The sequence below is a fragment of the Muribacter muris genome (assembly GCF_004569585.1).
In the GTDB taxonomy this organism is placed as follows: domain Bacteria; phylum Pseudomonadota; class Gammaproteobacteria; order Enterobacterales; family Pasteurellaceae; genus Muribacter; species Muribacter muris.
Window position 1 is genome coordinate 31278 of the sequence record NZ_SPPA01000001.1, and the last position, 21951, is coordinate 53228.

The 21951-nt window shown below is 47.0% G+C and carries 16 protein-coding genes; 6 read left to right on the plus strand and 10 right to left on the minus strand.

Annotated features, from left to right (window positions below):
• Positions 1–22: 22 nt before the first annotated feature.
• The 6 genes from tamB to sstT form a co-directional block, all read right to left on the minus strand.
• Positions 23–3940, minus strand: a complete 3918-nt coding sequence (tamB, locus tag E4T80_RS00200; protein WP_407662321.1) for an autotransporter assembly complex protein TamB — start codon at positions 3938–3940, stop codon at positions 23–25.
• 6 nt (positions 3941–3946) lie between these two features.
• Positions 3947–5683 carry an autotransporter assembly complex protein TamA gene (tamA, locus tag E4T80_RS00205; protein ID WP_135053874.1) on the minus strand — a complete coding sequence of 579 codons (1737 nt, stop codon included), beginning with the start codon at positions 5681–5683 and terminating at the stop codon, positions 3947–3949.
• Between the two features lie 78 nt (positions 5684–5761).
• Positions 5762–6598 carry a divergent polysaccharide deacetylase family protein gene (locus E4T80_RS00210; RefSeq protein ID WP_135053876.1) on the minus strand — a complete coding sequence of 279 codons (837 nt, stop codon included), beginning with the start codon at positions 6596–6598 and terminating at the stop codon, positions 5762–5764.
• 1 nt (position 6599) lies between these two features.
• Complete coding sequence (envC, locus tag E4T80_RS00215; protein ID WP_135053878.1) at positions 6600–7814, minus strand: murein hydrolase activator EnvC; 1215 nt, start codon at positions 7812–7814, stop codon at positions 6600–6602.
• A gap of 13 nt (positions 7815–7827) precedes the next feature.
• Positions 7828–10146, minus strand: coding sequence for a DNA internalization-related competence protein ComEC/Rec2 (locus E4T80_RS00220; protein WP_135053880.1), 2319 nt, complete (start codon positions 10144–10146; stop codon positions 7828–7830).
• A gap of 143 nt (positions 10147–10289) precedes the next feature.
• On the minus strand, positions 10290–11498 hold the full coding sequence (sstT, locus tag E4T80_RS00225) for a serine/threonine transporter SstT (protein ID WP_135053882.1): 1209 nt from the start codon (positions 11496–11498) through the stop codon (positions 10290–10292).
• A 242-nt stretch (positions 11499–11740) separates the two neighbouring features.
• Between sstT and E4T80_RS00230 the strand changes: the two genes are divergently transcribed.
• The 4 genes from E4T80_RS00230 to E4T80_RS00245 all read left to right on the plus strand — a co-directional run bounded on the left by E4T80_RS00230 (position 11741) and on the right by E4T80_RS00245 (position 15276).
• A complete protein-coding gene (locus E4T80_RS00230; RefSeq protein ID WP_135053884.1) occupies positions 11741–12103 on the plus strand; it encodes a diacylglycerol kinase in 363 nt (120 codons plus the stop codon).
• 47 nt (positions 12104–12150) lie between these two features.
• Complete coding sequence (locus tag E4T80_RS00235) at positions 12151–12708, plus strand: L,D-transpeptidase family protein (protein ID WP_135053886.1); 558 nt, start codon at positions 12151–12153, stop codon at positions 12706–12708.
• Between the two features lie 44 nt (positions 12709–12752).
• A complete protein-coding gene (gene ushA / locus E4T80_RS00240; protein WP_135053888.1) occupies positions 12753–14399 on the plus strand; it encodes a bifunctional UDP-sugar hydrolase/5'-nucleotidase UshA in 1647 nt (548 codons plus the stop codon).
• 145 nt (positions 14400–14544) lie between these two features.
• A complete protein-coding gene (locus E4T80_RS00245) occupies positions 14545–15276 on the plus strand; it encodes a transferrin-binding protein-like solute binding protein (protein WP_135053890.1) in 732 nt (243 codons plus the stop codon).
• A 68-nt stretch (positions 15277–15344) separates the two neighbouring features.
• Here E4T80_RS00245 and leuD read toward each other — a convergent pair whose 3' ends face one another.
• From leuD to rsuA, 4 genes are all read right to left on the minus strand, one after another.
• Positions 15345–15947 carry a 3-isopropylmalate dehydratase small subunit gene (leuD, locus tag E4T80_RS00250; protein WP_135053892.1) on the minus strand — a complete coding sequence of 201 codons (603 nt, stop codon included), beginning with the start codon at positions 15945–15947 and terminating at the stop codon, positions 15345–15347.
• Positions 15948–15956: 9 nt separating this feature from the next.
• The gene (gene leuC, locus E4T80_RS00255; RefSeq protein WP_047977404.1) at positions 15957–17369 is read right to left on the minus strand and encodes a 3-isopropylmalate dehydratase large subunit; all 1413 of its coding nucleotides are present in this window, start codon (positions 17367–17369) and stop codon (positions 15957–15959) included.
• Between the two features lie 374 nt (positions 17370–17743).
• Positions 17744–18943, minus strand: a complete 1200-nt coding sequence (locus E4T80_RS00260; RefSeq protein WP_135053894.1) for a Bcr/CflA family multidrug efflux MFS transporter — start codon at positions 18941–18943, stop codon at positions 17744–17746.
• Positions 18936–19634, minus strand: coding sequence for a 16S rRNA pseudouridine(516) synthase RsuA (gene rsuA, locus E4T80_RS00265; RefSeq protein WP_135053896.1), 699 nt, complete (start codon positions 19632–19634; stop codon positions 18936–18938). The genes E4T80_RS00260 and rsuA overlap by 8 nt, the downstream gene beginning before the upstream one ends.
• Before the next feature lie 125 nt (positions 19635–19759).
• Between rsuA and E4T80_RS00270 the strand changes: the two genes are divergently transcribed.
• Together E4T80_RS00270 and E4T80_RS00275 are read left to right on the plus strand one after the other, a co-directional pair.
• Complete coding sequence (locus tag E4T80_RS00270; protein ID WP_047977401.1) at positions 19760–20413, plus strand: YchE family NAAT transporter; 654 nt, start codon at positions 19760–19762, stop codon at positions 20411–20413.
• Between the two features lies 1 nt (position 20414).
• On the plus strand, positions 20415–21950 hold the full coding sequence (locus E4T80_RS00275) for a peptide ABC transporter substrate-binding protein (RefSeq protein WP_135053898.1): 1536 nt from the start codon (positions 20415–20417) through the stop codon (positions 21948–21950).
• Position 21951: the final 1 nt, after the last annotated feature.

Consider the following 21951-nt stretch of genomic DNA (forward strand, 5'->3'; position numbering starts at 1 on the left):
GCGTGTTAATTGCGCAGAAAAATTAGTCAAATTCAAACCGATACATCAAATCGACCGCTTGATTGATGCTTGAAACCCATTGTAAATAGAGATTTGGCGCTAAACGATAGCGTAGGGTTAATTCCGTCAGCGGCGCAAAAATCCCGACCCCGTATTTCACCCGAAATTTCGGTGTTAAGCTACCGCTTACCACCACTTTGGTGTTGTCGCCAATCCCTGCGGTACTGACATTCAGATCATTGATACCAAACGCACTGCCGACCCCGCCGACCATTTTACTACTTTTTGATAGGCTCATACCAATTAAAGCAGCGGCAATGGAATTGCTCGACCCCGCATCGCCGCTGCCTTCCACCCCCCTCCCTGTGAGAATATAAGAGAGGATTTGATCCTGCGGCATTGACGGTGTGGAGAACAGTTTCACTTCCGGCGCATCGGCAATCCCCGTAACTTTGACACCCGCTGTAACTTTGCTGTCTTCAATCGCTTCAGGATTGCGGATCGCCTCAATATCTAATGTCGGCTGAGTCGGTGATCCGGTGAACGAGATTAAGCCTTTGCGGATCACCAAATCCTGCCCGAACGACGCAAACGTGCCGTTCTGCAAATTCACTTGTCCGTATAGCCCTAGCCCTTTATCCCCTTGGCGAACTTTCACCTTGCCGTTGAGATCACTTTTCAGTCCGTAGGCATCAATTTTGACATCATTACCGACATTAATATCAATATTGGCTTGAATCGCCATACCGGAATGGGTTTGTGCCGGCGGCTGACTTAAGATTGCCGCCGCTTTTTGCCGAGCCTTGCCACGCTCGTCCATAATCACTTCGTCTTGGCTGACCGCTACCGCACTTTCCGGCAACGCTTCTACGGCAATTCTTGCCCACGGAATATCCACTTTACCGCTTAAAATCAAGGCTTTCGGGGTCGCTTTTACTTCAATATTCGGGCTAACATCTACTTTTGCCATATTCGGTATATCAACCCGAAAACGCTCAGCCCTCGCTTTGATACGGGTATGCCACGCCTCTAATTTTTGCCAATTGGCATCCCCTTCCAGCACGAGGTTACTCTCTTTGGTTTGTATATTGCCGTTGAGTGTGGAGGTTGCCCCGTTAAAATTCAGGCTTAACCCACCGCCTGTTACCTCAAACGGCATAATATTGGAACGAGCCGTCAATGCACTCAAATTCAAATTGCCGTAAAGCAACGGCGATAATGCCGTACCGCCTAAGGTTAGGCGTGCGTTTATCTCGCCACCGACCTTTTCCCCCGCACTTAACAGCGGTGAAATCACGCTGAGGTTAAGCTGCTCAAGATTGAGTTTACCCGACAATGCCCGTTTATTTGCCAGATCTTTCATCACCAAATCACTGCTGATTCGCCCGTTTTTCTCAAGCTGAATATCGGTCTGCAAATTAAGTTGATTATCCGCCAATTTTGCCCGTAGTTTTACCGGTGTCAAATGGATCGGAAAGCGGCGATGGTCGATCTGTTGCACTACTTTAATGCTGTTCGAGCCTAACTCCACGTTTACTTGCGGGGCTTTATCGGCAAACCACGCTGCCGTACCGTTCGCATTGATAATACCTGCAACTTGGGTTTCTTTGGCTAGAAACGGCTGAACCATCGCTAAGTCAAACCGTTTGAGTTCAAAAGGCACTTTCCCCTCTTTACCGGCGCTAAACGCCTGTGGGAAGCAGAGCTGTAAATTTGGATTACGCCAACAATGTGCGCCGATATCCGCTTTGAGTTGCGAGTGATGATAAGCAACTGCTACGGCTTGCTCGTTTTTCCACTCCCCGACCGGCGACTGAATAGCAACATTTTGCAGTTTTCCTTGCCAACGCTGCTGCAAGCGGTCGAATTTACCGGAAATTTGCAAATTTGCCGCAACCGGTTCGCCTTGAGCAATCAATTTCACCTGATGATTTGCTTCACTCCCGCTTGCGGTAAGATTGGCATTGCTGATTTTCACGTCATCGTAGGCAAATTGACGCAGCCCCACCGTCAAATCCCCCTTGATCTCATTTGCCGAGCTGATGTTGCCTTTTGCGGTGAGGTGTTGCAATTTAAACTGTTCATAGCTGACATTATTCGCACTCACGTCAAGATCCAAGGTCGGTTCAGTTAATTTACCCAACATTTTCACTTTGCCCTGTACTGCGGCATTAAAGTTCGGCACAAGCCCTTTCAAATTCGGGGCGTTAATATCCGCACTAAAATCGGATTTATCACCGATAACCCCTTTTAACGCAATCCGATTTTCGCCATAAATTAAATTGGCTGCCGGCACGTTCAGTAGGGTTTGTGCATCTGCTTTCAACGCACCGGTCAGCTGTAATCGCTTTTGAAAGAGATTGCCGTGCAGATCGACATCGGATAACTCAACCGCCCATTGCTCGCCCTTTTCCCCTCGTGCCGCATAGCCACGGGACTTCAACGCCCCCGACAATACCGCCGCCCATTCCGGCGTGAGCGATTTGGTATGAATATCGTTCAACTGCAATGTCGATTGCCATTCCACGCCGGTTTGCCAATCAATGTTACCCGCTAACTGCGCTTTGCCTTGTAAGGTGTTGAGTGTGAGATCCGCCACATTAAAATGGGTCAAACCGCCCTGCCCTTTGAGCTGTAACGCGCTCTTCGGCACGCCCATTCCGGCGGCTTCTAACTGCGTATCAAGACGGTAATCCAGCAAATTCCCCTGAATAGCTAAATCGACTTGTTTGAGTTGCAACGGATCTTGCCCTTTTTCGCGAATAAAGGGGTAAAGGATCGCCGCACTTTTCAATGTCAAATTAAAAGGCGTTTTCGGTTCGGCAAGCTGAACACTGCCTTGTAAATCGGCGTTGATTGCCCCTGACGTCGTGATATTTAAGTGAGTTGCGCCAAACAGCTCACCGGATAACGTCATTTCGGCTTTACTTGCCGGTAACTGCAAATCGGCTAATGCCGGCATATTCGCATTTAATTTCCAATCTAACGGATAATTCTCCGCTAACGTCAGCAGCCCTTGCCCGTTCAGATCGCCCTTATCACTTTTAAACAATAAATGTTCTAATGCCACCGATTTTTCATCGGAATGGGCTTTTAATTGAAGTTCCGCAACATTTAATAACGATTCGTAGCTCTCCGCCGTTTGACGCTCCAACCGAATATCCCTTGCCGAAAAATCCGCAATATTGACATTTAACGGTAATTTTATCGGGTCAAATTTAGTCAGTAACGGTTCGGCAAATTGTGCTTTTAATGCATTCCAATCGATCGGTTGTGTCGCCGAAACGGCAGATTTTGCAGATTTTTGCGGATTTTCGACCGCTTGCGGTAAAGACAGAGTCAGCCCTGCTAATTGGGTCGGCTCTAAATTTAACTGCTTACCTTGTCCGGTAATGCCCGACTGAAAATGTTGAAGATGAATTGCCATATCATCCACTTTGAGGCTGACATTATTCAGCTCAATCTGTTTGAGGGCAATGCCTAACGGTAACTCAATCTCGCCGATCGGCTTCTCCTCTTTAGGGGCGGCAGGCGGTAATTTAGCAGTATCAATGTCAATAGCCGTATCCCGCAGCGACATATTTTCGATACAGGCACGGCGATCCCATAAACATTGAAAACCGATATGCAACTCCGCCTGCCCGACATTCACCTTGACGCCGTCAGTCTGAAATTGTGTATCGGATAGCAGCAATCCCTCTTGTAAGCTGCCTTCCACCGTGCCTATCGTTAGCCCGTCCACCCATTTATCCGCCCAGTGCAATAATGTTCGTTGCCCCGTTGCCGTTGCCAAAAACAGAAGTGGCAATATCAGCAAGAGGATCAGCCCGATAATTGCCCGCCATAGCCAACGCCATTTTGATCTTTTCGCTGTCGGCCTGGTTTGCTCGTGAGTGTCTGAATGAGCCGATGTTGTCGTCTGTTCGTGCTGCATAGTGATAATAAATTATAATTCTGAACCTAATCCAATATAGAATTGAATCCCTTTTTCATTGCTCGGCGAACGCACCGGCGTGGCAAGATCAAACTTAATTGCACCGATCGGCGATGCCCAACGCACGCCTACCCCAACGCCTGAATGCAGATCCTTAGCCTTATATTGACGAGCGGCAAGCCCCGTATCATAAAATACAGCCCCCCACCAATTCGGGTAAACTTGGTACTGATATTCCGCTGTGGCAGTGGCAAGGTGTGAACCGCCGGTCAGTTCGCCGTCCTTATTTTTTGGCGAAATTTTCTTATAACCGAAGCCCCGCACACTCATATCCCCACCGGCAAAATAACGTAACGCCGGCGGAATACGCCCAAATTCGCCCGCTTTTAAGTAACCCAGCTCACCTCGCAGATAAAAGCGATGTGCATCGGCATAGGTTCTAATCCAAGCCGTTGATGCTTTGGCAGAATAAAAATTCACATCCGATCCCCACAGTTTACTGCCCCAATTTACCGTCAGCTTTTGGGAATCTCCCCACAATGGAAAACGCTGCCCATCACTACGAGTGCGGTTTAGTGAGGCGGTCGGATAGAGTAAAAGCGTTTTAAATTTATCGTTTGCCTGCTCGAAGGCATCATAACGGGCTTTCATTCCTAACGAAAAATTCCAGCCGGATTCATAATTCCAAAACCGCTGAAATGCCAAATTAGCACCGGTAAATTTGGTATCGTTCTGCTTTTCCCGTTCTAAACCGCCGGAGATTTGGTAATAATGGTTAATCGGATCGTTTCTCAGCGGAATATTATACCCAAATTCGATTTTTTGTTCTTTCAGCGAAAAATAGCTGTTCATTTCCAAGCTATGTCCGCGATCATTGATCCACGGTTTTTTCCAGTTTAATTGAAAACGAGGCCCAACCTGCGTCATATAGCCGATACCGATCTCAACATCATTTTTTTTCTTCGGCTGTAATAATACGTTCAGATCCACCTCTTTTTTCTCGCTGTTCAATTCCGGCTCAACCAATACCGAAGCAAACCAATTACTCGATGAAAAATCGCTGGATAATTTTGAGAGATCATTGATGTGGTATTCATCGCCTGACTGAATACGTAAAGCCTGGGTCAAATAATCCTCACGGATTTGGCTGTTTTTAAAGCGAATATCACCATAACGATAACGTTCCCCACTATGATAGCCCAAACGCCAATCCGCCGTGTGAGAGGTTGAATACACTTCCAAACGGTGATAACGCCAATTCCCGTCAAAATAGCCTTTGGATTGGGCAAGTTTCTCAATATTGCTCTTGAAATTATCGTAAGTTTCGTGATTCAGCCGAGTGCCTTTTGTCGGAATGTCCTTTTCCAGCAACTGCTGAAAATCGCTATCCTGTGCAGCTTGCCCTTGAATATCGACCTCCCGCTCGTCTAATTTAACCGGTTTGTCTAGGCTTACCTTTAACGTCAGCAGATCTTTTGCGGGCGCTTTGCGAGGTGTTAAATGAAAGTGATATTGAGTGTTGTAATAACCCAATGCCCGCAACGCCTTATCGACGGTTTCCCGAACCACATACTGATAACGCTCCGAGCCGTCCGCTTCATCGTTGCTCACTTGGGACAAAAAAATCCGCACATTGTTATAAAGTTCTTTATCCTCAATCCCTTCAATTTTGAGCCTAACCGTCTGCTCGGCAAATACCAACGGCGTTGTTACCAATAACGCTAGATAATGTAATTTGGTTTTTAGCATAATTTTCTCTTAATTATTCGACTTATTCTATAATAGGCAGAGATTTTTTCACCGAGTTCCGCCACATTCGTCATTTCATCACTCCTTCGGCACACCTCTAAGTAAAGGCACGGATTGATAGGGTTCAACGGAGGTTAATGCCGGTTCAATATCAAATAGCATAATAAACGGCTTCGGCGGGGCAAGCGGCTCATCTCGCCATAACTGACTAAGGCTGACCAATTCAATATCATCGGGTAAATTGGCAATGCCTTGCTTCAGTACTGCCACGCTGTGTTTACGGGGATGCCCGATGATAATCGCCGTCCCGTGCTTACGGGCATAATGAATCGCCGCATTAAATTGCCGTTGTACATCGGCAAGTTCATTACTGTCATCTAAAAAGAGATGACGTTCCAACGCTTTTACGCCAACGTTTTTTGCCGTTTGATAAGCAACGCTATTCCCTGCGGTTTTGCTATCCAGAAAAAATAATTGATGGCTGGCCAGTGCTTTCATCAAATACGTCATTGTCTGCTGATCGGTGGTCGCTTTACTGCCCATATGATTATTCAAACCGATAGCGTGCGGTACTTGGCGGCTAGCAGACTGAATAAGTTGGGCAACGGCTTGCTCGTCCATTCCCACTTTTAAGCTGCCGGATTCAATGGGTTGATGGTTATTTTGCGGCTGCATTGGCAGATGAATGAGAATATCCCGTTTCTGCTCAAAGGCTTGCTTCGCTCTCGCCGTGGCATAAGGTGCAACGGGAATAATCGCCACGCTCACTTGATTGGGTAACGCATAAATTTCGCTATCTTCTTTTGTGCGATAACCAATATCATCAATGACGATCGCCAACTTCGCCGCCTGTGCAAGCGGTGCGAACAGACACAAAATTTGCAAAAAAAGGGGAAAAAACCACCGCTTGTTCATACTAATTTACCCAACGTAACGGATTGACCGCTTGCCCTTTGCGGCGAATTTCAAAATACAATGCCGAGCGGCTTTGCCCGCCGGAATTTCCCACGCTGGCAATGGTTTGCCCCTGTTGAACACGGCTGCCTTTGCGTACCGATAGCGATTGGTTGTAGCCATAGAGCGACATATCGCCGTTACCGTGGTCGATCACTACGACTTGACCGTAACCTTGCAGCCAATCGGCAAGGATAACCCGCCCGCCCGCAATCGCTTTAACTGCCGAGCCTGCCGCCGCCTGAATGACGATCCCGTTCCATTTCAGCTCACCCATTTGGGTCGAACCAAAGCGATTGACAATTTTGCCCGCTACCGGCATCGCATATTTGCCACCGCCTAAACCGCTGCCGGCACGCACCTGCTGTTTTTCCTGCTCGGTCGGCTGCCGTTTTTCTTCGCTGCTTTTCTTCTGCTCCAACTTGGCAATTTCACGCTTTTCCTGCTGCGCCGCTTCATTTGCCGCTTTGGCTAATTGATTGCGTAACGCATTTTCGTTCGCTTTCAATTCGTCCAAACGGTTTTGATCTTGAGCAAGGGTTTTGTCTAGCGAACGGATCGTACTCTCCCGCTCGTTTTTCACTTTTTGCAGATCTTTTTCCTGCTTTTTCTGCTCGTTTAACTGGGTTTGCTGCCCTTTTTGCTGCCCTTTCAGCTCATCTCGGCGGGCTTTTAATTCTTGTTGAGTGCGGCGTAGATCATAAATGGCATCAATCCGCACTTGATTGATATGCTCATAGTATGCGCCCATTCGGTCGGCATTTTTAGCCTCCTCCGAGAGTAAGCGTTCTAATACGGAAGGGTGAATCCCCGAGCGATAAGCCGAGTCCAACTGCTCTTTCAGCCGCTCTTTTTGCTCTTTTTCCAATTTTTCCAACCGCTTGATCTCCTGCTCGGTTCGGGCGATCGCTTGGCGGGTTTCCTTGAGGGTAAGCTGCGTCTTTTTCAGCTCATTTAACACTTTTCCCATTTCAATTTCTTGATTTTTCAAGGTAGATTGCAAACTGTCCCGCTTTTTTTTCTGCTCGGCTATCTTAGTTTGTTGCTGCTTAATCCGTTGTTGAATTTGAGACAGATCATTCGCCACACTGTATTGTTGTGTGCCGAAAAACAGTGCCAAGGCTATTATCAGAAAAGTAAACGGGCGGCTTTTCACTCTCTCTCCTTTCAAATCCATCAATCGTAAGGGGTTATTCTAATCGGTTATGAGCAAAATGACTATGATTTTTGCGTGTCTCGCCTAGATAAGCACTATACCAAGGGTGATATAAATGGCGGGCCGTTTCAATTTGGTAGCGTGTCGGAAAGAAGGATACTCGGATCATTCCGTGCTGCGCCGTATTAAACACCTGAATAGAATGTGCTTGTAAACGGGCGGTTACACTGGGGTGCGGGTGATGCCAAGGATTCCAACGCCCCGCCGAAATCAGTGCATATTGAGGCTGAAGCTGGGCTAATAAGGTTTGGCTGGTACTGGTTCGGCTGCCGTGATGCCCGATCTGCAAAAAATCCACCCTACCAATCTGTGCCGCATAGTGTCGTTCCTGTGCAATTTCGCTGTCGCCGGTAAACACCAAACGGTGCTGCCCAATCTCCACTTTCAACACACAAGAATCACGGTTTGCCGCCCGCACGGCAAGATGTTCAGGGTAAACCGCCTGTATCGAAATTGCCCCAAATTGCCATTTTCTGCCTGCCAGACAAGGTTCAGCCATCCTACCAGTATAACGGTTACGCCCCGATAAAATCAGCCGCGCCTGCGGATATGCCTTGAGTAACGCACTGACGCCGCCGGCGTGATCGTTATCATCGTGGCTGACAAAAATCGCTTCAACCTCAATGCCTTCTCGCCTTAAATAAGGCAAAATCTCCTGCTCGGCAACGGAGCGGGCAGACCAACTCGCACCGGTATCGTAAAAAACCGCCCGTTTCTGACCGCTTGCTTGATAGACCAACGCCATTGCCAAACCTTGCCCGACATCAAAATGCAGCCATTCGGCGATCGGTTGCGTTCGCCCCAAATCGACGATAACACCGCCACGATTAACCAACCCAAATAACATACCGCTGACAAGCCAGTAACCTCTGCTTTTTTGCCATAGCCAGCCATAAATCCCCGCCAAACCCAATAAACTAAAGCTAGCCACGCCGAGCTGCAGGGCTTGGGATAACGGCAACCAGCTCTCTGACAGCGGCGTAATCAACCACAGGCTAAATTGGGCAATCCAATCCGCTAACGTCCAACTCGCCAAAAGGTTATCACTCACCAAACTAAATAAAATTGTCGGGACAAGCACAAAGCTATACAACGGCACAATCAATACATTAGCAAAAAATGCAATGGGGGAAATGCCCTCGAAAAACCACAGTTGAACAGGGGTAAACACCAGCAAAATGCCCAACTGCAAATGCAACAACGCAATGCTCAAGCGGGCAGATTTCGGGCATTTTTTGCAAAAGAGCCTGTCATAACAACGATTGAGCGGAAAATATTGATACCAAAAAATCAACGCAGCAACCGCTAATACCGATAGCCAAAAACTTTCCGACAAAAGTGCCAACGGGTCGAAAAGCAGTAGCAGCGCCACTACACGCCACCATAGTTGCCACGGCGTATAGTAACGGCGTAGTTGCTGGCAGCCGAGTACCGCACAAATTGCCACTAACGTCCTTAAAGTCGGGATCGCAAAACCGGCTAAAAAACTGTACCCAAATGCAAAACACAATCCGCACCATTTTGACCAAGACAGAGATTGCCCAGCCCTGTGCAATCTGCCCCAACGTAACAAGCCCCATTGCAGAGCCTTTGCCAACCAAAAGCCGAAGCCGAACGCCAACCCGATATGCAAGCCTGAGATCGCAATCAAATGCGCCGTTGAGGTGTGCTGAAAACCTTGCCACGCCTTAATAGATAACCACGCCCGCTCACCAAAGGCTAACGCCAGCAGGAGCGCTTGGTTCGGCAAGTCGGCGGTCTGTTGTTGTACCCGATAGAGCCAATTTGCCCGTAATGATGTCGGCGGCGAAAGCAACTGCGCCTGCTTGACCGTACCAAGCCCGTGAATATGTTGGGCGAAATACCATTTCTGCCGATTAAAATTGCCGTGATTTAAACGTCCTGAAATCGGGCGTAAATGCAAGGTGGCTTGGTAACGGGCATCAAACTGCAACGGCGTTTCCGTTTGCCAAGCCAAAAATAAGCGTGTGCCGTCTGCCAATTCGGCAATCGCCGTTTGGTAATCCTGTTGCTTGAGAATTTGCAAAATATGAATCAATTCGACCCGCTTGCCCGTCGGGAAATGCTCTGCCTTATAAGCAATATTCATCACCTGCCCGTAACTGACAGCAATCAATAACGCCAGTAACAAAGTCAGTCCCGCTCTTTTAACTAAGCCGACCAGAAAAAACAGCCACGCAATGCCCATTCCGACAGATAAAAAGGCGTGTGGCAGCCATAATATCGGCAAGAGGGACAACACAAACAGCAGGCAAAATCGATCGAGGTTCATTGCATTACGGTGAGAAAAATATCAAGCAGTTTGAAAGGAAGTTTGCCGATATACAACGGCTAAAGGGGCGTTTTACGATCGAGATCACAAAAATAAAAAAGCACGTTGCTCAGAACGTGCTTTTTAGGGGAATTGATTAGCCGTTATTTATCATCTGCCATACTGACCGCTGCGGTAAAGAGTACATCAGTCGAGGAATTTAACGCCGTTTCGGCAGAGTCTTGAATCACACCAATGATAAAGCCAACACCGATCACCTGCGCCGCCACATCATTTGGGATATTGAATAAGCTACACGCAAGCGGAATTAACAGCAGCGAACCGCCAGCAACACCGGACGCACCGCAAGCGCAGATCGCCGCCACCACACTTAATAGCAATGCTGTGGCAAAATCCGGTGTAATGCCCTGTGTATAAGCAGCGGCAAGGGTTAAGACCGTGATGGTAATCGCTGCCCCAGCCATATTGATATTCGCCCCCAACGGAATGGAGATAGAATAAATCTCTTCTTTTAGCCCTAAACGTTTGGCAAGACCCATATTCACCGGAATGTTGGCGGCAGAACTGCGGGTAAAGAACGCCGTTACGCCACTCTCACGCAGGCAGGTAAAAGTCAGCGGGAACGGATTGCGGCGGATTTTCCAAAAGACTAACAATGGATTTAACACAAACGCCACAATTGCCATTGCCCCTAGTAAGACCGCTAATAAGTGGGCATAGCCGTGGAAGGCTTCAAGACCATTGACGGCGACCGTTTCAGCGACCAAACCAAACACCCCGATCGGTGCAAAAGCAATCACCACTTTCACCACAAAAGAAACCGCATCGGATAAATCGTTAAGGAAGATTTTGGTACTCGGTGCGGCGTGGCGTAACGCAATACCAAGTCCGATTGACCAAGCCAAAATGCCGATAAAGTTCGCATTCGTCAGTGCGCCCAACGGGTTATCCACTAAGTTGAAAATCACCACTTTCAACACTTCACCCACCCCTTGTGGCGGCGCAAGGTTGTCCGGACTGGTTACCAACTCCAGCGTAGTCGGGAATAGATAGCTCACTGCAACGGCAGTCAGTGCCGCTAAGAATGTGCCTAAAAGGTACAGCACTAAAATCGGTTTTAAACGGCTATCGCTGCCCACCTCTTTGTTCGCAATAGAGGCGATGACCAAGCAGAAAACTAAAATCGGTGCGATTGCCCGCAAAGATTTCACGAAAAATTGCCCTAACACACCGACATTGGCAGCCCAAGTCGGATTAAGTAATGCCAGTACAACACCTAATATAAGACCAACGGCGATACGCAATACCAGATTGCCGCCGAGGATTTTTGAAGATAATGATGGTTTGCTCATAAGGTTTCCTGTAAGACCTAACGGAGAAAAAATCGAGGTTAATTGCCCCCGAATTAAAATAAAGAGTGATGAGATTAGCCCAAAAACCGCCAAAATGAAATAGTCAAGCGGTCATTTGTGGGCATAATTTTGCAAAATCTGTGATTTTAATTGCAAAAGAGGCGAGATTTTACACTATTTTATTTTCGTCCTTCATAGCTTTCGGGTAGAATAACGCCAATGTTATTCCCTTTTAACTCATTATGAAGCCCGAAAATAAAGCCAATTTTCAACGTGTGCTGAGAGCCGCCGGCTATTCGCTGAAAGGCCTCAAAAGTGCTTATTGTTACGAAGCTGCATTTCGTCAAGAAGTGTGGCTTTCTTTTTTATTGATTCCGCTCGGTTTATTTCTAGGCGATAACGCCGTTGAAAAAGTGTTGCTTGCCGGATCTGTTCTGTTGGTATTAGTCGCCGAACTGTTAAACAGTGCGGTGGAGTCTGTGGTCGATCGTATCGGTTCGGACTATCACGAACTCTCCGGACGGGCAAAAGATATCGGTTCTGCCGCCGTGTTTATGGCAATGGTAACGTGGGGCTTGACTTGGCTGCTGATCTTATTTTTCTAAATATGCGAAAAATGCCGCCGAACTGCCCGCTTGTAAGTAGGTAAACGATGAAAAAAGCGATTTTTATCCTTATCGGTCTCTTAGTCGTGTTGGTTGGCTTTAATCTGCCCAAGGTAAAACAGATAATGTCAGATATTTTGCCCGACTATCTCGCCAGTGAGCCAGCCATTGCAACGGATACCCCCATTGATCGCCTTGTGGTATTTAAACATAAGCGGCAAATGTGGGCATACCGGGGTGAGCAGTTAGTCAAAATTTATCCGATAGCCCTCGGCTTCAACCCAATCGGGCATAAACAATTTGAGGGCGACGGCAAAACGCCCGAAGGCATTTATCGCATAAATGAACGCAACCCTCGCAGTGCGTATCATAAAAATTTGGGCGTTTCTTACCCTAATGCACAAGATACTGCCTACGCCCAATCTCAAGGAAAATCCCCCGGCGGTTTGATAAAAATTCACGGGCTGCCGAACGGGCGTGGCGACATCGGGAAATTACATTTGCTCAAAGATTGGACGCACGGTTGCATTGCCGTAACAAATGAAGAAATTGACGAACTGTATCGCACGGTCATTCATAATGCGGTCATTGATATTCGTCCCTAATAAACACTGGGAATATTCCCTTTCATCACACAAAGGTACTTGCTATGAAATTTAAGAAAACCCTGCTCTCCGTTGCTTTGCTCTCTGCCACGGCAATGGCATACGAAACGGATAAAACCTACCAATTTACCGTGTTACACGTCAATGATACACACGGTCATTTCTGGAAAAACGATAAAAGCGAATACGGTTTTGCCGCACAAAAAACGGCGATTGACGCTGTGCGTAAAGAGGTCGCTGCCAAAGGGGGCGAAGTGTTGTTACTTCACGCCGGCGACTATAACACCGGTACACCGGAATCCGATATGCAAAACGCCCGTCCGGATATTGAAGGAATGAATATGCTCGGCTTTGAAACGCTAGCACTGGGTAATCACGAGTTTGATTCCCCGCTACAAGTACTGGCAATGCAAGAACAATGGGCAAACTTTCCGTTCTTGTCCGCTAATGTCATCAACAAAAAAACCGACAAACCGTTAGTCAAACCTTATGCCGTATTTAACAAAGGCGGCTTGAAAATTGCGGTGGTCGGTTTAACCACGGAAGATACGGCAAAACTCGGTAATCCGGAGGTTACCGGCAATGTGATTTTTAACAACCCGATTGAAGCGGCAAAACAAACCCTCGCCGAAGTAAACGAAAAAGAGAAGCCGGACGCTCGCATTGCGCTAACCCATATGGGCTACTATTTTGACGGCAAACACGGAATGAATGCACCGGGCGATGTAACAATGGCTCGCAGCCTCGAAAAAGGTGCGTTTGATTTGATCGTTGGCGGTCATACCCACGACACAGTCTGTTTAAACGATGAAGGAACAGGCTTAAAAGCAAAATATACCCCCGGCGATGCCTGTAAACCAGATTTCCAAAACGGCACTTGGATTGTACAAGCGGGCGAATGGGGTAAATACTTAGGTCGAGCCGACTTTGAATTTAAAAACGGCGAAACCAAATTGGTGAACTATCAGTTAATCCCGATTAACTTAAAACAGAAAGTGAAACTTGCCGACGGCAAATCCGAATATAAACTCTATCAATCGGAAATTGCCGAAGATAAAGCAGTGTTTGAGCATCTCAAAAAATACCAAGACGAAGGCGACAAATTACTTGGCGTGAAAGTCGGCGAAGTAAAAGGCGGTAAATTAGAGGGCGAACGTGATGTTATCCGCTTCCACCAAACCAACTTAGGCCGCTTGATTGCTCAATCGCAAATGGAGCGGGTAAAAGCAGATTTAGCGGTGATGAATTCCGGCGGTATACGCACCTCAATCCTTGAAGGTAATGTTACTTATAAAGATCTCCTCACCGTCCAGCCGTTCGGCAATATGATTGCGACAGTTGATCTCACCGGTCAAGAATTGTTGGATTACTTAAATGTGGTCGCCTTAAAAGATGTCGATATGGGTGCATACCCGCAATTTGCCGGCGTATCAATGGTGGTCGATCGCACCGCCAAACAAGTCTCCGATGTTAAAATCGGCGGCAAAGCCCTTGATTTAAACAAAAAATATAAACTGTCAGTGCCGGATTACTGTGCAGCCGGCGGCGACGGCTATCCTGTATTGAAAAAGCACCCAAGCTATGTCAATACCGGCTTTATTGATGCGGAAATGCTTAAAGCCTATTTTGAAGAAAACTCCCCGATCGATGCCTCAAAATTCGATCCGAAACAAGACATTATCTTCAAATAATCAAGTACAAGCGGTCGGATTTGCCTAAAAATTAACAAATCCGACCGCATTTTAAAAAAATTGAAATTTAAATTAAAACCGAGTAAATTATCATCGTCGCTTAGCTTATTCAGCGGTGTAATGTTAAGACACAGGAGATCTTCATATGAAAAAACAACTCTCTATTCTTGCTTGTGCAGTTTTACTTTCTGCTTGCGGCAGTAGTAGTGGTGGCTCATCTTCAAATGATGCTGCACCGAAAGCGAGCACCCCGAAACCAAGTGTTAATCAAGAAACCCCGAACAAAGGTGTCCAAAATCAAAATACAGCAAGTCCTTTCTACAGCCTAAACGGCAAAGGAAATATTGAGTTTAAAGATACAAATAATATCCATCAATTAACTGTCAATGGTCAAACAATTGATCTTGCAAATATTGATGGTGCAAGTGTCAATGGTTGGAAAACAGAAGGCTTCGACTTTTTCGTAGGTGGAAAGCGTGGTTCTAGCGATATCAGTGTTTATACAAGCTCTCCAAATGTTACCGTTGGAATTATGCGCAGTAACGATGTATTTGCTTTCGTAAACGGTAAAGCAACGGATGTCTCACAACTTCCGACCGGAGTTGTTACCTATAACGTTAAAACAAATAGTGCAACTATGAGTGACTTTGGTATAGCTCACGGTAAGATCACAGCTAACTTCGCGGATAAAACCTTATCCGGCACACTGACTAATGATATTAAACTTAATGCCAAAATTGACGGCAATAAATTTGCTTCCGAAAACGGCGCAGCCACTCAAGTGAAAGGCGGTTTCTTCGGTGAAAATGCAAAAGAGATCGGCGGTATATATAAAACCAATGAGCGTGTAGGGGCATTCGCAGGTCAAGCTCAGTAATACCTAAAAAAATCAAAAAACAAAAACGCATAACCAACAATTGGTTATGCGTTTTTTTATGAAATGACTTAACGTAAAAATGCCGGGATATTACGCTCGTACTCTGCGATTTTCGCTTCGTGTTGTAAGGTTAAGCCGATATTGTCTAAACCGTTTAACAAGCAGTGGCGGCGGAACTCGTCAATTTCAAAATGATACAGTTTTTCGCCCGCTTTCACCGTTTGGGTTTCTAAATCAATTTCGATCTGCTTGCCTTCATTTGCCCATACCCATTGGAACAGTTCTTCCACTTCCTCTTCGGTGAGGCGTACCGGTAGCATATGGTTATTTAAGCTATTATTGTAGAAAATATCGGCAAAACTCGGGGCAATCATTGCTTTAAAACCGTAATCCGCCAATGCCCACGGTGCGTGTTCACGGGAAGAACCGCAACCTAAATTCTTGCGAGCCAATAAAATTGTCGCCCCTTGATATTGCGGGTAATTGAGTACGAAATCGGGATTAGGTTGAGTGCCCTCCACATCGAGATAACGCCATTCGTGGAAAAGGTGTTTGCCAAAGCCGACCCGTGTAATTGCTTGCAAAAATTGTTTAGGAATAATTGCATCGGTATCCACATTTGCTGCATCAAGCGGCACAACTAGCCCTGAAATTTGTTTAAAACCTGCCATTTTTTCTCCTTAATTCAATGAAACCTGACGAATATCCACAAATTTACCAAATACTGCCGCCGCTGCCGCCATTGCCGGGCTCACAAGGTGAGTGCGTCCGTTACGTCCTTGACGGCCTTCAAAATTACGGTTACTGGTTGAAGCACAACGCTCCCACTCGCCTAAGCGGTCGTCATTCATTCCCAAGCACATCGAGCAGCCCGGATTACGCCACTCTGCCCCCGCTTCGATGAAGATTTTATCCAATCCCTCTTTTTCCGCTTGCTCTTTTACCAAACCCGATCCCGGCACAACCAACACCCGTTTGACATTTTGTGCCACTTTGCGTCCTTTCATCACCGCAGCCGCTGCTCGCAAATCTTCAATGCGGGAATTGGTACAAGAGCCGATAAACACTTGATCCACCGGAATGGTTTTTAGATCCGTTTCCGCATCTAAGCCGATATACGCTAAGGCTTTCTCCGCTGAAGCTCGCGCAACGGGATCGCTCATCTGTGCCGGATTAGGAATGCGTTGATCGATGCCGATTACCTGCCCCGGATTCGTTCCCCACGTTACCTGCGGTGAAATATCTTTAGCCTCTAAAGTTACGACCGTATCAAACTCAGCCCCTTCGTCCGTATGCAAGGTTTTCCAATAGGCGACCGCCTCGTCCCAATCTTTACCTTTAGGTGCGTGCGGGCGACCTTTTAGATAGGCAAAGGTTGTTTCGTCCGGTGCAATCAAGCCGGCTTTTGCGCCCATTTCAATCGCCATATTGCACACGGTCATACGCCCTTCCATCGACAAATCACGGATCGCTTCACCACAAAATTCAACAACGTGTCCTGTACCGCCCGCCATTGTGGTTTTGCCGATAATGGCTAACATAATATCTTTTGCGGTAATCCCCGGCGCAACCTTGCCACGCACCTCAATTTTCATACTTTTGGCGCGGGCTTGTTTAAGGGTTTGGGTGGCAAGAACGTGTTCCACTTCGGAAGTCCCGATCCCAAACGCCAAAGCACCAAATGCACCGTGGGTTGCGGTATGGGAATCGCCGCACACAATCGTCATTCCCGGCAGGGTCAAGCCTTGCTCCGGCCCCATAACGTGTACAATGCCCTGCTCTTTGGTATTCATATCAAACAATGAAATGCCGTTCGCTTTGCAGTTTTTGTCTAACTCAAGCACTTGAATTTTAGCCTGACCTGCTAATTTTTGCACATCACGCACCTGTGTGGAGATACTGTGATCCATCGTGCCGAAGGTTTTACCGACTTGGCGGACTTGGCGATTGGCAACCCGCAGTCCGTCAAAGGCTTGGGGGCTGGTTACTTCGTGAATAAGATGACGGTTGATATAAATAATCGGGGTTTCTCCCGCCGCCTCGTGAACAACGTGGGCATCAAATAATTTTTGGTAAAGGGTCTTGCTTGCCATAATAATTCCAACTCAATCAATAATGAGGAAAACAACAAGCGGGCTGATGTGCAAAGAAATATGCAAATCTGACCGCTTGCAATCATTGTGAGAGAATATAACTGCTGCCCATTTAATTGTAAAATGCTATTTTTACGCTTTTTTTATATTTTTCTTCTATCGGATAGGCAAAAAAGGCTTAATTTAGACCATTCACCAACATTTTATGCTGAACAAGCACTGTTTATCAGCAAGCATATCTTGCGCCTGTCTGATTACAAGGTTTTTTCTAAAATGGCGCTTTTTATTAAAAAGCGGAACGATTTGAACAAATTTTTAACACTGCGATGTTTATTTGGCTGAATTTGCTCTAAACGCCCCGCTTGTTGAGCCGATTAGGCTTGCTCGGAATGCGTGCGGCAGCAGAGAAAATAGTAGCAGACAAAAGAAGCGAGGGTACAAAGCGCCATTGCATAAAGCATTGGCCGCTCGCTGCTCAACGGAATATGGGACAAGCCCGCCCCCACTAAAGAGCCAACCCCGAAACGAGCCGTGCCGGCAAGGGCATTCGCCGTCCCCGCCATTTGCGGATAACGGTCTAAAATCGCTGCCGAAGCGTTACTGCCGATAGTAGACACCATACCGACAAACACTGCAACGCCGATTGCCATTGCCCACAGCCCGAAGGAAAATGTCGCTGAAATCGCTAACCATACGCCCGCCAATAATTGCAAAATCAAGCCGATACGTAACATATTTTCCGACCCGATTTTAGTAACCAGTCGCCCGTTAATAAAGGTCATCACGATCAAAACACCGATATTCATCACGAAGAAATAACCAAAATGCTCCGGCGAAACGCCAAATAAGCCGATATAGACAATCGAGCCGGAGGTCAAAAAGCAGAACATACCGGCAAAGGACAATCCGCCGACCAATACATAGCCGAGCGTTGCTCGATGGGCAATCAGCCCCTGAAAATTTTTCAACACCTTGCCGAAATGCAACGGCACACGGTTTTCAGCTTTAAGGGTTTCGGGAATTTGCCACATTACCAATACGGTACATAATATCCCCATCGCCATTAAGGTATAAAAAATAGAATGCCAGTGAAACCATTTGGCGATATAGCCGCCCATAATCGGCGCAATCAGCGGGGCAACCATTGAGATGATCATAATGGTGGACATCATTCGTGCAAATCGGTTACGTTCAAACAGATCCCGCACCAATGCCCCTAACACCACTGCGGGCGCAGCTCCAAATAAGCCTTGAACAAAGCGGATAAGGTAAAAATGCCCGATATCCATTACTTTGGTGAGAAAGAATGCCATTATCGCCCCGCCTGCAATCCCGATTAAAATAATCGGTTTACGCCCGAAGCTATCGGCAACCGGCCCCCAAAACAGTTGCCCTAATGCAAAACCAAGGGTAAACAGAGCAAGGGTGGTTTGCACTTTTTCTTGGGACACATTCAGATCCCGTGCAATATCAAGGAAAGAGGGTAAATACATATCAATCGCCAACGGCGGCAACATTGATAGTAAGCCTAAAATAATGACAAAAAAGCCATTTAATCTAACGGGTTTATTCATAAAAATATGCTATCTCTTTTTCGGTTAATATTCTAAACTCGCCTTCCTCTAACCTTTCGTCCAACACCACGTTGCCAATCCGCCAACGGTGCAAAGCCACCACCTTATTGCCCAATGCGGCAAACATTCGTTTGACTTGGTGATAGCGCCCTTCACTAATGGTTAAATTGACATTGTAATCATCAAGAATTTCGAGCTTGGCAGGTTTAGTCAACGTTTTTTCACCCCGTAGCAGCAGCCCTTCCGCCAGCTTTGTGCTGTAAAAGGCTTCGACCGGATCGGCAAGGGTAACGAGATACGTTTTTTCACAATGGTGCTTGGGTGATGTAATACGGTGAGACCATTGTCCGTCATCGGTTAAGAGAACTAAACCTGTGGTGTCGGCATCTAAACGCCCTGCACAGTGTAATTTAGTGCTAAGGGGATAGTCGAAAAATTGGAAGACACTGGGATAATCCCCGTCATCGTGTGAACAGACACAATGTTGGGGTTTATGTAGCATAACATACACCCCTTCGTTCAGCCAGTCAAGCCTCTGCCCCTCAAATACAATCTCATCGGCTTGTGAGATCTTTCTCGCACTGTTTTTTTCAATCTCGCCATTCACCGCCACCGCACCGGCACGCAAGGCTTTGCCCGCTTGGGAACGGGTTAAGCCGGTTTGTTCCGCAATAAATTTATCTAAACGCATTATATGCTCTCCACGCAATAAAAACGGCATTATAAAAGATTAGCCTGACCGAGGTAAATTTTTGCAAGCCTTTTCCGCTATTCCTGATTATAATACTCGGCAATTTTGATTTTTTGGGGGGCTGCGTGGATACCGTTATCAACATCGCCATTTACTTACAATTTTTCATCGGCTTATTTGCGATTGTCAATCCGTTCGGCACATTGCCGATCTTCTTCAGTATGACCAACCATCAATACGAAGCGGATCGTAATAAAACCAGCCTGATCACCGCCGTTTCCATCGGTGTGATTCTGTTAGTCAGCCTCTATTTCGGGAAAATTATCCTTGATGCTTTCAGCATCTCGCTCAACTCTTTCCGGGTTGCCGGCGGTTTTTTGATTGTCAGCATTGCAATGACGATGATCAGCGGCAAACTGGGCGAGCATAAACAGAATAAAGAAGAAAAAAATGCTGATGTGTCCGAATACGACAACATCGCCGTCGTGCCCCTCGCAATGCCGATTATGGCTGGCCCCGGGGCGATAGGTTCAACGATCGTGTGGGGCACTCGCTACAATCACTGGATCGACTATCTCGGCTTTAGTATTGCGATTATCGCTTTCGCCCTGATTTGTTATGTTCTGTTTCGCTTTTCCGCCCCACTGATCAAACGGCTCGGCAAAACCGGCACTAACATCGTAACTAGGATTATGGGCCTAATCCTAATGGCGCTCGGCATTGAAATTATTGTCGCCGGATTGAGTAATTTATTCCCCGGTTTAACGGCGATACATTAAAATGATGGAATATTGTTACGCTCAAGCGGTCGCTTTTGTGAAAAAATATGCCAAACTCACCGCTTGTTTATGGCTTCTTACCGGTTGCGATCCGCACCCAGTCCCGACAGAGAATAGCCAAAGCCCCTCACCGCCACGGCTCAAACGGGCAATCTACTCAGCGTATCTGCAACTCGATCCGCATTTCGCTAAAGTGTCTGCCGATGCCGCACCGCTACGGGATTTACTGGTGGGCTTATGGACGTTCGATCCAAAAGGGCAAGCCGTGCCTGCACTGGCGAAACAACAATTCAGCGATGACCAACAAAATTGGCTCTTTATATTGGACGAACAAGCAACTTGGTCAAATGGCGAACCGGTTACCGCGCAGGATTTTGTCGCCAGTTGGCAACGGCTTGCCGATCCAGCTCAAAAATCGCCGCTTGCGCCCTATCTCATCTATATGGGCGTTCAAAATGCCAAAGAAATCAGCCAAGGCGACTTGCCTCCCAGTGCACTCGGCGTACAGGCATTAAATCCGCACACCTTGCAAATTCGGCTGCGTAAAGCCAACGCACAACTCCCTCAAATGTTAGCGCATTCCGCTCTCTTGCCGACTTATCACGGGCTGAAACCGGCAGAAAACGGCGACTTTATCAGCAATGGTGATTATCATCTGCTGGAACGCCACCCGCAAACTCTTATTTTACAGGCAAACCGCCAAGATCTGCCCTTTCAACAAGTGGCATACCAACTGATTACCAGTAAACAGAACCCGCAACAGTTTGATGTCGTGGAAAATCTCCTGCCACACTATCAAGGCGAGGCGAGAACGCTTCCCCGCTTGTGTACCTATTTCTACGAATTTAATTTTGCCGATCCGATGTTTAGCAATAAAACCGTACGCCAAGCGGTGCGAGCGATGATTTCCTCTGCGGAAGTCAGCCGTGGCGTTGGCTTGCCTAATCATTCCGTGCTGCCCCGCACAATGCAGACCGTGCAAGATCGGCAGCTCTCTACCGTCAGTGCGGAACAGCTTTTCAGTCAGTTAGGCTTAACACCGCAGCAGCCGTTGAAATTTACGCTCACCTACGATGCACAAGGCAGCCACGAAGCCATTGCACAACGTATCGCCGGTATTTTAGGGCGATCCGATCTACTGAGAGTACAGCTACAAGCGGTTGATTGGCGTGATTTACTTGCAAAACGTAACGCCAAAGCCTTTCAATTTATTCGCAGCGGTTGGTGTGCCGATTACGCCGATCCGATGCTCTTTTTAACGGCATTTCATTCCCAAAGCCCTGACAATAAAAGCGGCTATGCCAATGAAACGGTCGATCGCTATCTCAGCGAGTTAGCCGAAAAACCGCTCTCCGCTGCTCAACGTCAGCAATATATTGAGGCGATTGCAGCACAGCTCGACAATGACATTGCCATTTTGCCGCTGTTTCAATATCAACGAAAAATGTGGATCGCCAACGATATTCAAGGCGTTTCGCCTGAAAATGCCAGCGAAGTGATTTACAGCAAAGATTTATACCGAACAAAAGGAAAGTAAA